The following is a 14,508-nucleotide window of genomic DNA, read 5'->3' as shown; positions in this document are numbered from 1 at the left end:
TTCGATGGAAATCCACACCATCCTGTATATCAACATATTTCTGCTTACGGGATATGCGATTGGGCTAGCTGTTATTGCGCTGCACAATCCGCGCTACCGGCAGATTCTCTGGCTTGCCGTTGCCTATCTGATGGGCGCGGTAGGTGTGGTGATCCGCATCGGGCAGGGACATATTCCGGATTTCATTTCTCTGGTTATGTCGAATGTTCTGGTTATGGCCGGACTCCTGCTGACATATCGCTGCTTTGCCAGGTTTCTGAGAGCAAGGACAGGAAGCTGGCCGGAAGTATTGATCCTTACGTGGACAATCGTGGGAGTGGCGTACTACACGTACATCCGGCCCAGCTTTGGGGGAAGGACGCTGGTTATAAGCGTTGCGGTTGTGTGTATCAGCGCGCTCAGCGTGTATGTGCTGATCCGCTATGCGGAAGCCGCGGTTCGAACACCGTGTATCTCGACCGCGTCCCTCTTTGCCATCTTTGTCTGCGCAATTGCAGTCCAGGGCGTGAGCATCGCGGTGAGAGGCACTCCGGGCGATTTCTTCAGTTCGGCATTTGTGCACCTGCTCGAGTTTCTGGGGTTCGATGTCCTGATCGCCGGAGTGCCGCTGGGGTATTTCTGGATGACGTCGGCCCGTCTCTATGCCAACCAGGAGCAGCTGGCGCGAACGGACTCCTTGACAGGTTTGCCCAATCGCCGCGCTCTCGAGGAACATGCTTTGCGTGAGATGGAACGCAGCCGTCGCAATCGTCAGGCGCTGGCGGTGCTTGCCGTGGACATCGACCACTTCAAGTACATTAACGATCAATATGGGCACGAAGTGGGCGATGCGGCGCTGGGTGCAGTGGCGAAGGCTCTCGCCGAGGCTTTGCGCAAACAGGATGTGCTGGCGCGCTTTGGCGGCGAAGAATTTGTTGTTCTGCTGCCGGACACTGGTGTTGAAAATGGAATGGAGACGGCCCAGCGCCTGAGAGTGATTGTGGAAGAGCTCGATATCATCTACGAATCTCGCCATATGAATGTCACGGCCAGTTTTGGTGTGGCGCTGCTGGATGCCGAAGACACGTTCGAAATGGTTTTGCGCCGCGCTGACCGGGCGATGTATGCGGCCAAGCTGGCAGGCCGCAATCGTGTCATGCTGGAGTCTGATTTCTTGTATCTGCCCGATATTGAGGCGAGAGATGCTTACCATCGGTCATTCGACACTGCCCATTGAGGCTTTTCTGGCGATCCTGAAAGAAAATGGCGTGCGCTGGCTGGTGGATATTCGCACGATTCCGAAGTCGCGGCACAATCCGCAATTTGCGCAGGAGAATCTGGAGAAGTCGCTTGGAAAGGCCGGGATCGACTACCGGTGGCAGAAAACGCTGGGTGGACTGCGCGCCGCGCGGAAGGATTCCATCAATACGGGCTGGCGCAACTCGAGCTTTCGTGGATATGCCGACTACATGCAGACGTCCGAGTTTGCTTCGGCCATGGATGAACTGCTGGCGGCGAGTCCGCATGAGCAGAAGGCGATTATGTGCGCGGAGGCTGTTCCGTGGCGCTGTCATCGTTCACTGGTGGGAGATGCGCTGATGGTGCGCGGTGTTCCGGTTGAGGACATTTACTATGACGCGAAGGGGAAGAGCCGCCGCGAGGCGCATAAGATGACTCCTTTTGCGCGGGTGAAGGGTGAGCGGCTGTGGTATCCGGCGGAAGACGATCTGTTCGGTTTACAATCCGAGACAACATGAAATTGCGCCGCGCACATTGGAACTGGCTGCTGCTGATCCCGGCTCTGGCACTCCTGTTTCCCGGAATCTATGCCCGCCGCTCGCCCGAGCTTTACGGGTTTCCTTTCTTTTACTGGTACCAGATGGTCTGGATTGTGCTGACGGGAGTGGTTACAGGGCTGGTTTATCTGGTGACGACGAAGCGCTCCTGAACGTTTTTGTTTGGAATTGCATTATTGTTGGAGTTATACTTCTCCATAAATGGAGCGCATGATGAAATGCTCTCCAGGGAGAAAAATTCCTTGATAAGGCAAAATGCCGGCCATGCGTTTGCGTATCCGGCGACACTGTATGCGCCGCCGGCACTGCCGGACCTTTCGCAGAGAGAAGAGCGTCGGCGCTTATCGCCTGCAGCACTGCGAGCCTTCTTCAACATTGTGGAGAAGTGGCAGGTTCGCGATGAGGATGCGCGCCAGTTGCTGGGCGGCGTTTCGAACGGCGCGTATTACCAGATGAAGCGGGACTCGCGGCAGGTGCTCGACCAGGACCGGCTGCAGCGTGTCTCATACCTGATCGGGATATTCAAGGCGCTGAATATTCTCTACGGGACGAAGCTTGCGGATAGCTGGGTACAGCTTCCGAATACAAATCCGCTGTTTACAGGGCGCACGCCGCTTGCGTATATGCTGCAGGGCGGAACACCGGCGATGGACATAGTGCGGCGGTTGCTGGATGCGCGTCGCGGCGGCTAGATCAAGATTGAAATTTGCAGACCTCCTCCAAAATGACACGGGCCAAAGCTGTTTCTTTACCCAATCCTGATGATCCGTCCGGCACTCTGGCATCTGTGCGCGCGCAGATGGAGGCGCATCCCGAATTGCCGCTGGCGGAAGCTCCGAAGGCAGACCTCTCGCTGCCGCCGTTGGCGCAGCTGCGCCGCTTCGATACGCATCGGCTGCTTCCGGCGAAGTACAGCGCGAACCTCGAATCGGTGCTGACGCGTATTGCCGACGATGATGATCATCTGCAGCAGATCTTTGAGCTGGACAATGCGACCAATGCGCGCCTGGAGGCGGAAGAGAACCTGCGGCCGGGGATTACGCCCCGCGAGCTGGTTTTCAACGTTCCGTGCTACCGCATCATCAATGCTGCGTTCACGCATCCCAACCCACTGGGGGCGCGGTTTTCTACGCCCGAGCGTGGTGCTTGGTATGCGGGGTTTGAGCTGGCTACTTCGAAGGCCGAAATTATCTTTCATAAATCCGTCGAATTTGCCGAGGTCAACTGGACGGAGCGCGAGGTGATGCAATACGACGAGTATCTGGCAGACTTTACCGGAAGCTTTCACGACCTGCGCGCGGATGCCGAAAAAACAGGCCGATTTGCCAGCTGCCTGGATCCTGACAGCTACGTCGAATCGCAGAAGCTGACGGTACGGTTGCTGGAACAGGGCTCGCTTGGAGTGGTTTATCCCAGCGTGCGACGGCCAGGCGGCACGTGCATTGCGTGTTTTCAGCCGAGTGTCGTGGCGAATGTTCGCAAAGGGAGCCGCTTCCGGCTTACATGGACTCCAAGCCGGGCTACTTTGGTGAAGGAAGGGTTTTGAGATTTGGCATTCATACAGGATGAAAAAATCTTTCACCATCCTTCAACCAGCTCCCAACGCAGAGAGCATAGAGGTCGCTCCATAGCGTAGCTTCTGCTTCCAGACGGATGCGTCCATCCGTCTAATGTAAGTATTCTGTAGGTATGCACGTGCGCGTACTGTTCTTTGGCGTCCTCAAAGACCTCTTCCCCGAATCCGCTGAATTATTGGAAATGCCGGCAGGCGCCACGGTCTCGACACTGCTTGATCATTTTCGCGCGCGGTCGGCACAACATCCGCAGCTTTGGGAGTCGTTAGCTGTTGCAGTCAACCAGGAATATGCTGCGCCTGCGCATCCATTGGCTGAGGGGGATGAAGTTGCGCTGCTTCCTCCGGTGAGCGGAGGTAGCCTGGCATCGCACGTGGCGCTGGTTCGTGAGCCAATTCAGGCCGATGCGCTGGTGAACCGCCTGAAGCATGGAGAAGATGGAGCAGTAGTCGTCTTTGATGGGATTGTCCGCAACAACACGCATGGCAGGCGCACGCTGTATCTGGTTTACGAAGCATACGAGGAGATGGCCCTGAAGCAGATGCAGGCTCTCGCCGCAGAGGCGCTGACACACTTCGCCGTGCGCGATGTGCTGCTGGTGCACAGGCTGGGAAAATTGGAGGTCAGCGAAACAAGCGTGCTGATTGCCGTGGCTTCGGCGCATCGCCCGGCAGCGTTCGATGCTTGCCGCTGGCTCATCGACACGCTGAAGAAGACGGTGCCCATCTGGAAGAAAGAGCATTTTGAAGACGGCGTCGTGTGGGCTGACGGAGAGCCGTTTCCAGAGAAGCTGCGAGGGCCTATCGCGTCATGAAGCAGCTTGCCGCCATGGCGATGTTTCTGGCTGCGGCAGCTGTACTGCAGGCGCAGGGGATGCCTCCGATCCGGGTGGATGTTCACTTGATCAATGTATTTGTCAACGTGACGGATACAAATGGCGCTCCGGTAGGCGGCCTCACGAAAGAGGACTTTACGCTCGCGGAAGATGGGCATCCGCAGAAGATTGCTGTATTTGAGAAGCAATTGGGGATGCCGCTTTCGATTGTGCTGGCGATTGATACGAGCGGCAGCGTAGCCAAGGATTTCTCAGTGGAAAAGCGTGCCGCGCATAGCTTCGTGCATTCGCTGCTGCGGCCTGTAGACCGGCTCGATCTGATTGATTTCTCTTCCGATGTGAGAGAGGTCGTGCCTTTCACTAACAAGCTCAGCAGGATCGATTACGGGATTGACAACCTGGCGAGCGGTCCGGCGACTGCGCTTTATGACGCGGTGTATCTTTCGGCGCAGAATCTTTCCAACCAGCCGGGGCGGAAGGTGCTGGTGCTGATCTCGGACGGCAGCAACACGGTGAAGGGCGTGGATTATGCCGATGCGCTGGAGCAGGCAGTGCGCTCGGAGACGATGGTCTACAGCATTATTGATGTGCCGATTGCCGCGGATGCCGGGCGCGATACCGGTGGCGAGCACGCGATGATTACGCTCTCGCAGGAGACTGGCGGGAAGTACTTCTACGCGGATGCTGCGCACCTGGCACAGGTTTTCCAGAAAGTTTCAGATGACCTGCGAACACAGTATCTGCTGGCGTACTATCCTGAACATCGACGGTCGGACTCTGATTTCCGCACGATCAACGTGACGGTGAAGCAGCCGTCGAATGCGCATTACACGGTGCGCCACCGCACGGGATACTATGCAACTCCGGCCCAGTAGATACAATTGGGCATGGTCTTTTCTCATTCTTCCCGCCGCCGACAAAAAAGTCCGCCTCCCGGAGAGACCGGTCAGGAAGCTCTCTACCTGCGCTTCTTGAGCGAAAAGCAGGTTCCCGTTGCGGTGAAGCTGCGCGACGGCGAGACGGTCACCGGATGGATCGAGTATTTCGACGACCGCATGATTCGCCTCACACGCGAAGGCAAGCCGAATCTATTCATCTACAAGCACCAGATTCGCACGATCACGGAACAGGCGGGACGCCACGGAGCGCGCGTGCGCAATACGCGCAGGACTCCGGAAGAAGGCGAAGGCCACGCTAACGGAGAACATAAGTGAGCCAACTGCCTTCTGATGTCTCTCTGGAATTTGCGGGGCCGGCTGCAGCCATTGCGCTTGAGGCCGGTGCGCTTATCCGCGACTTCTACTATCGCGGAGTGGCCACCGAATACAAGGGCGATGTGGATCTGGTGACGGAAGCCGACCGCGCTTCAGAAAAGCTGATCGGCGAACGCCTGCGCGCTCTGTTTCCGGATCACGGTATCTACGGCGAAGAGGGAACGCGCGACCATCTTGATCGCGAATACCGCTGGTATGTCGATCCTCTGGATGGGACGACGAATTTCGCACACGGCTTTCCGGTTTTCTGCATCTCGCTGGGGCTGGAGCATCGCCCGGCGGGGCTCGCTCCGGATGAGGATGGAGTGCTGATCGCGGGCGTTGTCTATGACCCGACGCGCGATGAGCTTTTTGTCGCAGAGAAGGGCAAGGGCGCATATCTCAATGGCAAGCGCATTCATGTATCGCGCACAGATGATCTGGCGGAAGGCCTGCTGGCTACGGGTTTTCCGAGCCGCTCACGCCATGAGAATCCGAATGTCCATTTCTATCAGCAGGTGACTCTGCGGTCACATGGCGTGCGTCGCGCGGGATCAGCGGCGATTGACCTTGTGTATACAGCCTGTGGGCGGTTTGACGGGTATTGGGAGTTCAATCTGAATCCGTGGGACACGTCGGCCGGAGCATTGATGGTGCTCGAGGCTGGCGGCACGGTGACTACGTTCGACGGCAGTCCGTTTAAGCTGAACAGCAGGGAAGTGCTGGCTACGAACGGGCTGATCCTGAAGGAAGTGATTGGGCTGTTTCAGGACATGTTTGCCGGGCGCAATCTGGATCCGATTCCGACTCCGAAGCAGTTCGCCGAGCGGAGGGCGGAACGAGGGCGCTAGATTTTTGTTTTTACGTCCCAGAGCGCGTCTATCCGCGCGGCCAGCGCTGATACAATAAATTTAATTACCTGCACCGGAGAAAAGCTTTCATGGCTTATGTAATTGCGGAACCCTGTATCGGCACGAAAGACACAGCCTGCGTGGATGCGTGTCCGGTTGACTGCATCCATCCGAAGAAGGATGAAGCTCCTCACGCCGAACAGCAGCAGCTCTATATCGATCCTGTCGAGTGCATCGACTGCGGCGCCTGCGTTCCCGTCTGCCCTGTATCGGCAATTTTTGCCGCCGATGACCTGCCGGAAAAATGGCAGGAGTTCACCCAGAAGAACGCTACCTACTTCGGGCGTTAATTTTTTTTAGATATCCAAGAAACGCGCAGCCTCCGGGCTGCGCGTTTCCGTTTCTGGGCAGGAATTTCCCCTCGGTTTAATGAGTAAAATATACTCATTATATACACTTTACATATATGTTATTTGCTCATATTCTGAAAGCATGCTGTTTATCAGTACAGGCTCCAGGATGTCCTTGAATCAAATCTCAAGGAAAGAGGGCATAGAAACGAAACAATGAGATTGAATTTTGAATTCCCAGAAGAGCGTATTCACGAGCTAAAAGAACTCCAATCCGAAGCGGGTTTAGACACAATGAAAGACCTTATCAATAACGCACTGACGATCTTTGAGTGGGCAGTGCATGAGACGAGGAACGGCAACGAAATCGCCGCAGTGAACGAAGACGACGAGAGCTACCGGGTCCTGGTCACACCTGCTCTTCAGAAGATTGCAAAACAGCGTGCAGTGCGCCAGCAGGCGCCTTCGCGTGCAGCGCGTGTGTAGTTTTGTGCAGGAATGAGCGGTAAAACAGAAACCCGGCTGACTCCGAAGGACTGGACAACACGGGTGGAAGCCGAATCGTGGCGGCTGCGCAATATCGTTCTCGTTTTTCTGCTTTGCGCGTTTGGATTTCTGCTGCTTTCCACGATGGGGATTTATTTCCTGCAGGGCTTCGGAGTGCAGGGGTTTAACCTGCCCGAAGACGTCTTGCTCTGGCTGGGCGGTGCCACCATTGGCGAAGTGGCTGGATTGTTGATCCTGTGCATTCGAGCTGTGTTCGGCCATCCCAGAGCTAAGAGGGCCGTGCGCCGCAAGGCGAAGAGCTCGGAGATTGAGATGCGGAAGCCCGCGGCTCGGTGGAAAGATATTCTTTAGGCTCTACCACTACAGTTTCGCGCCGGAACCCTTTCAGGCTTTTCGGTGGTTCGGTGAGAACAACTGCCTTGCTGAGCCGCTTCCGACGATTGCCTTTGTTCTTAGCCACTTTGAGCACCTGATCTGGAAGACTCATCTGAGTCGCCTTCCGGCACCTCACTGGGAGTGCGGAGACTTTGATGTCAGCCCAATCTGTCTCACTCGTGTCGAAATGTGAGCCAAATTGTATTCGCCTTTTATTCTCCTAGAATATCACAGGCTGATGCGCTGCATTGTGGAAGTTTTTTCTTGATACCTTGACGGTCTACAAGATGATATGTAGATAATCATGGCATGGGAAAACCCAGCGATCTTGTTCAGGGAACACTCGACCTTTTGATATTGAAGACGATCTCGCTTGAGCCGAAGCATGGGTGGGCGATTGCGAAGCGCATCCAGCAGGTTTCAGGTGAGGTGCTGCAGGTGCAGCAGGGCTCGCTCTATCCGGCGTTACATCGTTTGGAGCAGCAAGGGTGGATCAGGGCGAAATGGGCGGAGAGCGAAACCGGGCGGCAGGCGAAGTTCTACTCGTTGACAATGGCGGGCCGCAAGCAGCTTGAGGCTGAGGCTGCGAACTGGAGCCGGCTCTCGCAGGCGATCAATCTCGTGGTGGAAGGGGCGTAAGAAAGATTTCACTACAGGGAGCACAGAGAACACGGAGGCAATTGCGATGCGCTGGATTCATCAGGTGAGAATGTGGTTTCTGATGCTCGTTCATCGAGGTGAGGCCGGAGCACGGCTGGATGAGGAATTGCAGTTTCATCTTGAGCACCAGACCGCCGAAAATGTGGCCGCTGGAATGAGCGCGGAAGAGGCACGGCATGCGGCTATGCGCAGCTTCGGGAATCCAACGGCGCTGCGCGACCAGACGCGCAATACGTGGAGCTGGAACTGGCTGGAGCAGTCGGTTCGAGATATACGGATTGGAATTCGCACTCTGGCCAGGACGCCGGGGTTTGCTGTTATCTCCATTCTTGTGATTGCGATTGGCATTGGCGCGAATGTATCGCTGTTTACGATTGTGCGTTCTGTGCTGCTCAAACCGCTGCCGTTCAAAGAGCCAAACCGGCTGGTCATGCTCTATAGCCATCAAGGGGAAACGAAATACAACATTGTTGCTGCAGGCGATTTTTATGACTGGCAGCGGCAATCACATGGCTTTGAGCAGATGGCGCTCTGGCGCTGGTCCGGCTTCAACATTACCGGCAACAATAACGAATTGCCGGAAGCTTTGAATGCGATCACTGCATCGTGGAATATCTTTTCGATCCTGGGTGTTCAGCCGGCACTGGGGCGGACATTCTCACCGGATGAGGATACGGCATCTGCTTCATTGACGTGCATGATTACGTGGAGCTTGTTTCAGCGGCGGTTTCACGGCGATCCCGCGATTGTGGGGCAGACGATCAAACTGAACGAGCGTCCGTATACGGTTGTGGGAGTGCTTCCGGAATCGTTCAGCTATCCCGATCCGGTAATTCAGCTTTGGGTTCCATACCATATCGACAACACTGCGGAAGCTTTACAAAGCCACTACAATCACATGGCCCACGTTGTAGCGCGCCTGAAGCCTGGTGTGAGCGCCGAAGGAGCTACGAAGGAACTGGATGCAGTGCAATACCAGCTTTTTCAGAGCCTGAATACGAAGGGCCCGATTGCACAAGGCGTGAGCTATCGTCCGATGCTGGAAGACATCGTCGGGGATGTAAAGACGCCGCTTTATGTCCTGATGGGCGCTGTGGGATGTCTGCTGCTGATTGCGTGTCTCAACATTTCAAATCTGCTGGTAGCGCGCGCGTCCGCCCGGCGCAAGGAAATCGCCATCCGCTCTGCGCTGGGCAGCAGCCGTTGGCGTCTTTGCCGCGAGCAATTAACCGAGAGTTTGCTGATCTGCGTGATTGGCGGTGTGCTCGGCGTGACGCTGGCGCTTTCTGTAACGAGCTGGCTTACAACGCACTGGAGCGACATGCCACGCACGGACACCATTCATCTTGATGGCGGCGTGTGTGCCTTTGCAATTGCAATTACCTTTCTATCTGGAATCTTTGCCGGTCTGCTGCCTGCGATTTCTGCTACGGGCAGCGGGATGCTGGCAGCGCTGCAGGAATCGTCAAGAAATGTCGGCGGCGGGTCTTCGCGTACTGCATTGCGCAAGACGCTGCTCGCGGTGGAGATTGCTTTTACGGTTATTTTGCTTGTCTGTGGAGGATTGCTTTTCAAGAGCTTTCTGCGGCTGCGCTCCGCCGATCTGGGCTGCGCGACCAAGAATATTCTGACGATAAAGTATTTTCTGCACGACGCGAAATATGAGAAGCCGGAGCAGGTAATCGGATTTCATACACAGTTGCTGGAACGTGTGCGTCATCTGCCCGGAGTGCGGGCTGCCGGGCTTACATCCGTTGTTCCGGGTGATGGCTATTACGGCGATACAGGATTTACGATTCCCGAGCATCCGCCGCTGCCGCCGGGGAAACATGTTTTTGCGATGTTTCGCTCTGTTGATCCCGGATATTTTTCCGCGATGCAAATTCCCCTGATGCGGGGCAGGTTCTTTACGGAAGACGAACGACTGGAGCGCGATAAGTACGTCATTATCAGCCAGCAGTTTGTGCGAGCGTATTTTCCAAATGAGGACCCGATCGGTAAGCATCTGCATGTGAAGTGGCGGAACAAAGATGGCGAGGACTACGAGATTGTCGGCGTGGTTGGCGATACGCTTTATAGCTTGCAGGAAACACCGGAGCAAAAGCAGCGGGTGATGATGTATTTCCCCATCCTCTCCGGAATTTTAATGAACACAACGGACGCAACGCTGGTAGTGCGGACAGCTGGAAATCCTGTAGCATATGCGCTGCAGGTTCAGAAGCAGATATCCGAGCTGGACCCGGCGCTTCCTGTGGCTCGAGTGCTTACGATGGACGAGGTCATCGGACGGTCTACTGCGGATTCGAGCTTTAACGCAACGCTGGTTCTTGCCTTTGCTGGACTTTCATTGGTATTGGCAGGGGTTGGTTTGTATGGAGTGCTGGCGTATCTGGTAACGCAGCGGACGACGGAGATCGGAGTGCGAATTGCTCTGGGCGCGAACAGGGAACAAGTATTACGGCTTGTGCTGCTGGATGGGCTTCGTCCAGCATTGCTGGGTGTGGCTTTTGGCATTGCAGGGAGCATAGGTGTGGTGCAGCTGATCCGATCGGTGCTTTATGGGACTAGCCCGCTGGATGTCTCAGTGTTTGTGCTGGTTTGTTTGATGCTGCTTCTGGTTGCTGTGTTCGCGTGCGCTTTGCCGGCGTGGAGGGCGTCGCGAATGGATCCGATGCAGGCTTTAAGAACAGAGTAAGGGCTGGGCCTATGAAACGAAAGATGGAGTGCCGAAAATACGTCTGTCTTTCGCCATAAGAAAATCGCCCCGGCAGGAAACCGGGGCGGATAAGCAACAACGCAGATGATTTTGTTTATTTTTAGAACTCGTTCCAGAGGAACTGATTGTAGACCTCGTGGTGGAACTGGACTTCCGCGGGCTTGACGAAGGTCCCGAGCAGGCGCGGGCAGCGATCAGCTGATGCTTGCTTGAGATCGGCATAGCGTGCCTTGACGTCTTCGCCGAGCAGCTTCGTGGTCCAGGTGGCGTTGCGGAAGTTGTCGATGGCGGTGTAGACGTTGTCAGGCAGGTAGCGCTGCGCCTGGCGTAGGTTCTTAATGGTCGCGGTTTCACCGTCGATGCCCGATTTGAAGATGGAGTAAAGCACCAGGTACGGGTTCGCATCCGGAGCGACCGAGCGCACTTCAACGCGCATGCTCTTCTCGTTGCCGATGGGGATGCGCACCATGGAACCGCGATCGGTGGCTGAAGCCTTCAGCTGGTTCGGAGCTTCGAAGTGCGGATCGAGGCGGCGGTAGGAGTTGACACTCGAATTGAGCAGCAGGCAGATATCATTGCCATGCGTCAGGATGCGGTCGACGAAGTCCCAGCCTGGTTTGGATAGCTTCTCTTCGCCCTTGGGATCCCAGAAAAGGTTTTTGCCGTTCTTGCTGATGGAGACGTTGGTGTGCATGCCGCTGCCGTTGACGCCAACGACTGGTTTCGGCAGAAAGGAGGCCGTCATACCCAGGTTGGTTGCGACCTGGCGACAGATCAGTTTGTAGAGCTGGATCTGGTCAGCGGCGCCGAGAACTTCGCCATATCCATAGTTGATCTCAAATTGCGAGGGGGCAACTTCGGGGTGGTCCTTTTCATTTTCGAAGCCCATGGCGCGCAGCACTTCGGCAGTCGTGTCGATGAAGGCGCGAAGGGGGTCGCCGGGCAGCGAGTGGTAGTAGCCGCCGGTGTTTACGTATTCGAATTTTCCGGTTGCAGGGAAGCGCTTTTCCGCGTCGGTTCCAGCGAAAATGAAACCCTCGATTTCATTGGCGGCATTCAGCGTGTAGCCGTGCTTCTTGTGCAGGTCTTCAGCGAAGCCTTTCAGAAGGCCGCGCACGTCGGCGGCATAGGGTGCTCCGCCCTTGTCGATGACGTCGCCAAAGACGAGCACTTTGCCAGGGCCAAAGAAATCTGCCGGGACCCAGTAGAACGAGCCCCAGTCAATGCCGAGGCGGAGATCGCTCTCGCGCTGCGCGGTAAAGCCGCGAATGGAGGAGCCGTCAAAGGTAAGGTTGTCATAGCTCTTGATAAGGAACTTCTTATCGTAGTCGAGCATGTGCAGGCGGCCTTCAAGGTCGCTGAACAGCACGGTGACAGCTTTGATTTCCTTAGTATCGGTGAGGTACTTGAGACGTTCTTCCTGAATCTTTCCGGGTGCTACGCGGCTCTTGCGCTGTTCTTTGGCTTTGAGGTTTTTCTCTTCGAGCTCTGCGTATGAGAGCGACAGGAAATTACGAAATTCGTTGGACATGCATCTCCTCTGGATGGGTTCAACCAAAGCCCACCGTGGCTTGACGGGCAAGCTCGACCTGGCTCGTTGTTTTTCTCTGCCAATTAGGGTATCGCGTGCGATATAAACAATGCTCGCATATCAGAAAAAGTAATCACGACAATAGAAATTAGTTATTAAAAAATAAAGGTCGCATACCCATTGTATGCGACCTGGTATGCATGCTTTGCCACAATGTTAAAGCTGAGGCTGCGGCGCTGGGGTAACCGTCCTGGTATTTGTCACCTGGCCATTGGAGACTGTGCGTTGATCGGTATATTTGGCTCCATTGGGGCCGACGGCTGTCTTCGAACTGGTCAGCTGTCCCGGCTGGACGGTGCGCTGAGACGTATAGGTTCCTCCAGCAGCGCCGTTGACGGTGCGGCTATCCGAGTACTGACTGTTGCTCGCATTTCGCTGGTTGGTATAGGTCCCGCCATTTGCGCCGTTTACTGTGCGTGTATCCGAATACTGGCCATTGCCGGCAGTCCGTTGGTTAGTATAGGTCCCGCCATTCGGTCCGGTGATTGTTCTTGAGCTGTCCAGCTGGCCATTCTGCACTGTTTTTTGCGACGTAAGAGTCCCTCCGTTAGGGCCGGTTGCGGTGCGGGAGTCTGAGTACTGGCCGGAAGAGACATTCCGTTGATTTGAGTAAGTTCCGCCATTTGCACCAGTTGCATTCCGCGTACTGGAGAATTGCCCATTGCCGCGAGTCTGGGTTACGGAACGAGTGCCACGAGGCCCGGCGCTCCATCTGTGCCGGACTGCCTGGGCCGGCGCCAGACTGGTTCCGAGCATAAGGGCAGCGACAGCCAAACCAAATTTGTTTTTCAAAGTCATGATGTACTCCGTTGAAGAGAGTCACGGAACAAGCCGTGCATTGATTGGAACTCATTGCGCATGCTCAAGTCGCCATGACAAATGTAGGGATTTGTAAAGTCCGTCGATGCTTTTATCGCGGACAAATCTTTACATGCTGACTGGTCCTGCATAGCCCAAACTGAGAGTGGATGTAGCAGGGAAGCGATGAGGCAAATGATTCGATGTAAATGGTTCGTTCTGTTGACTGTCTGGTTGGCAGCTTTCTGTACCGTATGTGCGCAGCCTGCACAACCGAAGCAGCCCTTGCATGGGCCGGGGAGCAGTGAAACACGATCGCACTCGGTGATTTCTCTCAAAATTGCAGATGGAGGGAAAGGAGGATGGCTGTTTCTTCCATCTGATCCTGTGCCTGAGAAGGCGCCTGTCGTGATCTTCTGCCATGGATGGGGTGCGATCAATTCCAGAGGCTATCAGGCATGGATTGATCATCTCGTGATGCGAGGAAACATTGTTTTATGGCCGAATTATCAGGACAATCTGCGCACGCCCACCGCGCAGTTCCTGCCGAATGCGATTGCAGCGGTGAAGGCCGGGCTTGAATTGCTGCGCACGGAACATGCCGGTGTGCTTCCAGACACCGATCGCATGGCAGTGACGGGGCATTCAGCGGGTGGAATGGTGGCTGCAGGAATCGCGGCGAAGGCCACATCAGAAGGCCTGCCGCAAATAAGTGCCGTGATGCCTGTGGAGCCGGGGGACAGCCGCCGCGGTGGCATTGCCTCGGTGCCGCTGGCTGACTTGAGCAGTCTTCCACACGACACGCTGCTTTTAGTTCTGGTAGGCGAGGATGACACTTCGGTAGGAACTTTCGATGGCCAGCGGATCCTTCACGAATCAGTGCATGTGCCCGAGAGCAATAAGGCGCTTTTTATGCTGCACAGCGACGATCATGGTTCGCCTGCGCTGGTTGCGAACCATTTTGCTCCTTCAGCCACGCTCCCCGGTGACAGCCAGTCCGCCGAGCAGCCATTCAGATTTGCGATCAGCCGGAACTCGATGAATGCCGGCACGGTAGATGCCCTCGACTACATGGGAATATGGCGGCTACTGGATCAGCTGCTTGACGCTGCTTTTATGCATCCGCAGAACAGCGGCTTTTTTCTCGATCCCGGAGTTCTTTCTATGGGGTACTGGAGTGATGGAATTCCTATTAAGCCACTTACTCGTCTCCAGTAACAATC

Annotated in this window: 17 protein-coding genes; 15 read left to right on the top strand and 2 right to left on the bottom strand. The window is 55.6% G+C overall.

All coding sequences use genetic code 11. The annotated features are described in order from the left end of the window. Nucleotides 1-4 precede the first annotated feature (4 nt). The 14 genes from AC5S16_RS19110 (at nt 5) to AC5S16_RS19045 (ending at nt 10,875) form a co-directional block, all read left to right on the top strand. Nucleotides 5-1,216 carry a GGDEF domain-containing protein gene (locus AC5S16_RS19110; RefSeq protein WP_493931704.1) on the top strand — a complete coding sequence of 404 codons (1,212 nt, stop codon included), beginning with the start codon at nt 5-7 and terminating at the stop codon, nt 1,214-1,216. Next, a complete protein-coding gene (locus AC5S16_RS19105) occupies nt 1,182-1,736 on the top strand; it encodes a DUF488 domain-containing protein (RefSeq protein ID WP_493931703.1) in 555 nt (184 codons plus the stop codon). The genes AC5S16_RS19110 and AC5S16_RS19105 overlap by 35 nt, the downstream gene beginning before the upstream one ends. Then, the gene (locus AC5S16_RS19100; protein ID WP_493931702.1) at nt 1,733-1,927 is read left to right on the top strand and encodes a DUF3311 domain-containing protein; all 195 of its coding nucleotides are present in this window, start codon (nt 1,733-1,735) and stop codon (nt 1,925-1,927) included. Before AC5S16_RS19105 ends, AC5S16_RS19100 begins: the two co-directional genes overlap by 4 nt. A 90-nt stretch (nt 1,928-2,017) precedes the next feature. Next, nucleotides 2,018-2,467, top strand: a complete 450-nt coding sequence (locus AC5S16_RS19095) for an antitoxin Xre-like helix-turn-helix domain-containing protein (protein WP_493931701.1) — start codon at nt 2,018-2,020, stop codon at nt 2,465-2,467. 32 nt (nt 2,468-2,499) lie between these two features. Next, the gene (locus AC5S16_RS19090; RefSeq protein ID WP_493931700.1) at nt 2,500-3,321 is read left to right on the top strand and encodes an RES family NAD+ phosphorylase; all 822 of its coding nucleotides are present in this window, start codon (nt 2,500-2,502) and stop codon (nt 3,319-3,321) included. Nucleotides 3,322-3,464: 143 nt separating this feature from the next. Then, complete coding sequence (locus AC5S16_RS19085) at nt 3,465-4,163, top strand: molybdenum cofactor biosynthesis protein (protein ID WP_493931699.1); 699 nt, start codon at nt 3,465-3,467, stop codon at nt 4,161-4,163. Next, complete coding sequence (locus AC5S16_RS19080; protein ID WP_493931698.1) at nt 4,160-5,059, top strand: VWA domain-containing protein; 900 nt, start codon at nt 4,160-4,162, stop codon at nt 5,057-5,059. The genes AC5S16_RS19085 and AC5S16_RS19080 overlap by 4 nt, the downstream gene beginning before the upstream one ends. Before the next feature lie 12 nt (nt 5,060-5,071). Continuing rightward, complete coding sequence (locus AC5S16_RS19075) at nt 5,072-5,398, top strand: RNA chaperone Hfq (protein WP_493931697.1); 327 nt, start codon at nt 5,072-5,074, stop codon at nt 5,396-5,398. Then, nucleotides 5,395-6,288 (top strand): inositol monophosphatase family protein, encoded by an 894-nt coding sequence (locus AC5S16_RS19070; protein ID WP_493931696.1) that lies wholly within the window; start codon nt 5,395-5,397, stop codon nt 6,286-6,288. Before AC5S16_RS19075 ends, AC5S16_RS19070 begins: the two co-directional genes overlap by 4 nt. Nucleotides 6,289-6,377: 89 nt before the next feature. Then, a complete protein-coding gene (locus AC5S16_RS19065) occupies nt 6,378-6,638 on the top strand; it encodes a 4Fe-4S dicluster domain-containing protein (RefSeq protein WP_493931695.1) in 261 nt (86 codons plus the stop codon). Nucleotides 6,639-6,932: 294 nt separating this feature from the next. After that, nucleotides 6,933-7,124, top strand: coding sequence for a hypothetical protein (locus AC5S16_RS19060; RefSeq protein ID WP_493931694.1), 192 nt, complete (start codon nt 6,933-6,935; stop codon nt 7,122-7,124). A gap of 12 nt (nt 7,125-7,136) precedes the next feature. Continuing rightward, nucleotides 7,137-7,496, top strand: coding sequence for a hypothetical protein (locus AC5S16_RS19055; RefSeq protein WP_493931693.1), 360 nt, complete (start codon nt 7,137-7,139; stop codon nt 7,494-7,496). A gap of 333 nt (nt 7,497-7,829) precedes the next feature. Then, the gene (locus AC5S16_RS19050; RefSeq protein WP_493931692.1) at nt 7,830-8,159 is read left to right on the top strand and encodes a PadR family transcriptional regulator; all 330 of its coding nucleotides are present in this window, start codon (nt 7,830-7,832) and stop codon (nt 8,157-8,159) included. Nucleotides 8,160-8,205: 46 nt separating this feature from the next. Continuing rightward, on the top strand, nt 8,206-10,875 hold the full coding sequence (locus tag AC5S16_RS19045; protein WP_493931691.1) for an ABC transporter permease: 2,670 nt from the start codon (nt 8,206-8,208) through the stop codon (nt 10,873-10,875). Nucleotides 10,876-10,996: 121 nt separating this feature from the next. On the opposite strand, the gene AC5S16_RS19040 is transcribed toward AC5S16_RS19045, so the two are convergent. Both AC5S16_RS19040 and AC5S16_RS19035 read right to left on the bottom strand, forming a co-directional pair. Then, a complete protein-coding gene (locus tag AC5S16_RS19040) occupies nt 10,997-12,427 on the bottom strand; it encodes a glutamine synthetase family protein (protein WP_493931690.1) in 1,431 nt (476 codons plus the stop codon). 216 nt (nt 12,428-12,643) lie between these two features. After that, nucleotides 12,644-13,285, bottom strand: a complete 642-nt coding sequence (locus AC5S16_RS19035) for a hypothetical protein (protein ID WP_493931689.1) — start codon at nt 13,283-13,285, stop codon at nt 12,644-12,646. A gap of 324 nt (nt 13,286-13,609) precedes the next feature. Between AC5S16_RS19035 and AC5S16_RS19030 the strand changes: the two genes are divergently transcribed. Further along, nucleotides 13,610-14,503 carry an alpha/beta hydrolase gene (locus tag AC5S16_RS19030; protein ID WP_493931688.1) on the top strand — a complete coding sequence of 298 codons (894 nt, stop codon included), beginning with the start codon at nt 13,610-13,612 and terminating at the stop codon, nt 14,501-14,503. Nucleotides 14,504-14,508 lie beyond the last annotated feature (5 nt).

The sequence above is a fragment of the Acidobacterium sp. FHG110202_01 genome (assembly GCF_059115305.1).
This window is presented reverse-complemented; position numbering and strand designations above follow the sequence as displayed.

Excerpts from the sequence above, each read along its gene's own strand:
- AC5S16_RS19100 (WP_493931702.1), top strand. The coding sequence starts at position 1,733 with ATGAAATTGCGCCGCGCACATTGGAACTGGCTGCTGCTGATCCCGGCT.
- AC5S16_RS19090 (WP_493931700.1), top strand. The coding sequence starts at position 2,500 with ATGACACGGGCCAAAGCTGTTTCTTTACCCAATCCTGATGATCCGTCC.
- AC5S16_RS19075 (WP_493931697.1), top strand. The coding sequence starts at position 5,072 with ATGGTCTTTTCTCATTCTTCCCGCCGCCGACAAAAAAGTCCGCCTCCC.
- AC5S16_RS19065 (WP_493931695.1), top strand. The coding sequence starts at position 6,378 with ATGGCTTATGTAATTGCGGAACCCTGTATCGGCACGAAAGACACAGCC.
- AC5S16_RS19050 (WP_493931692.1), top strand. The coding sequence starts at position 7,830 with ATGGGAAAACCCAGCGATCTTGTTCAGGGAACACTCGACCTTTTGATA.
- AC5S16_RS19080 (WP_493931698.1), top strand. The coding sequence starts at position 4,160 with ATGAAGCAGCTTGCCGCCATGGCGATGTTTCTGGCTGCGGCAGCTGTA.
- AC5S16_RS19035 (WP_493931689.1), bottom strand. The coding sequence starts at position 13,285 with ATGACTTTGAAAAACAAATTTGGTTTGGCTGTCGCTGCCCTTATGCTC.
- AC5S16_RS19060 (WP_493931694.1), top strand. The coding sequence starts at position 6,933 with ATGAAAGACCTTATCAATAACGCACTGACGATCTTTGAGTGGGCAGTG.
- AC5S16_RS19040 (WP_493931690.1), bottom strand. The coding sequence starts at position 12,427 with ATGTCCAACGAATTTCGTAATTTCCTGTCGCTCTCATACGCAGAGCTC.
- AC5S16_RS19105 (WP_493931703.1), top strand. The coding sequence starts at position 1,182 with ATGCTTACCATCGGTCATTCGACACTGCCCATTGAGGCTTTTCTGGCG.
- AC5S16_RS19085 (WP_493931699.1), top strand. The coding sequence starts at position 3,465 with ATGCACGTGCGCGTACTGTTCTTTGGCGTCCTCAAAGACCTCTTCCCC.
- AC5S16_RS19055 (WP_493931693.1), top strand. The coding sequence starts at position 7,137 with ATGAGCGGTAAAACAGAAACCCGGCTGACTCCGAAGGACTGGACAACA.
- AC5S16_RS19045 (WP_493931691.1), top strand. The coding sequence starts at position 8,206 with ATGCGCTGGATTCATCAGGTGAGAATGTGGTTTCTGATGCTCGTTCAT.
- AC5S16_RS19110 (WP_493931704.1), top strand. The coding sequence starts at position 5 with ATGGAAATCCACACCATCCTGTATATCAACATATTTCTGCTTACGGGA.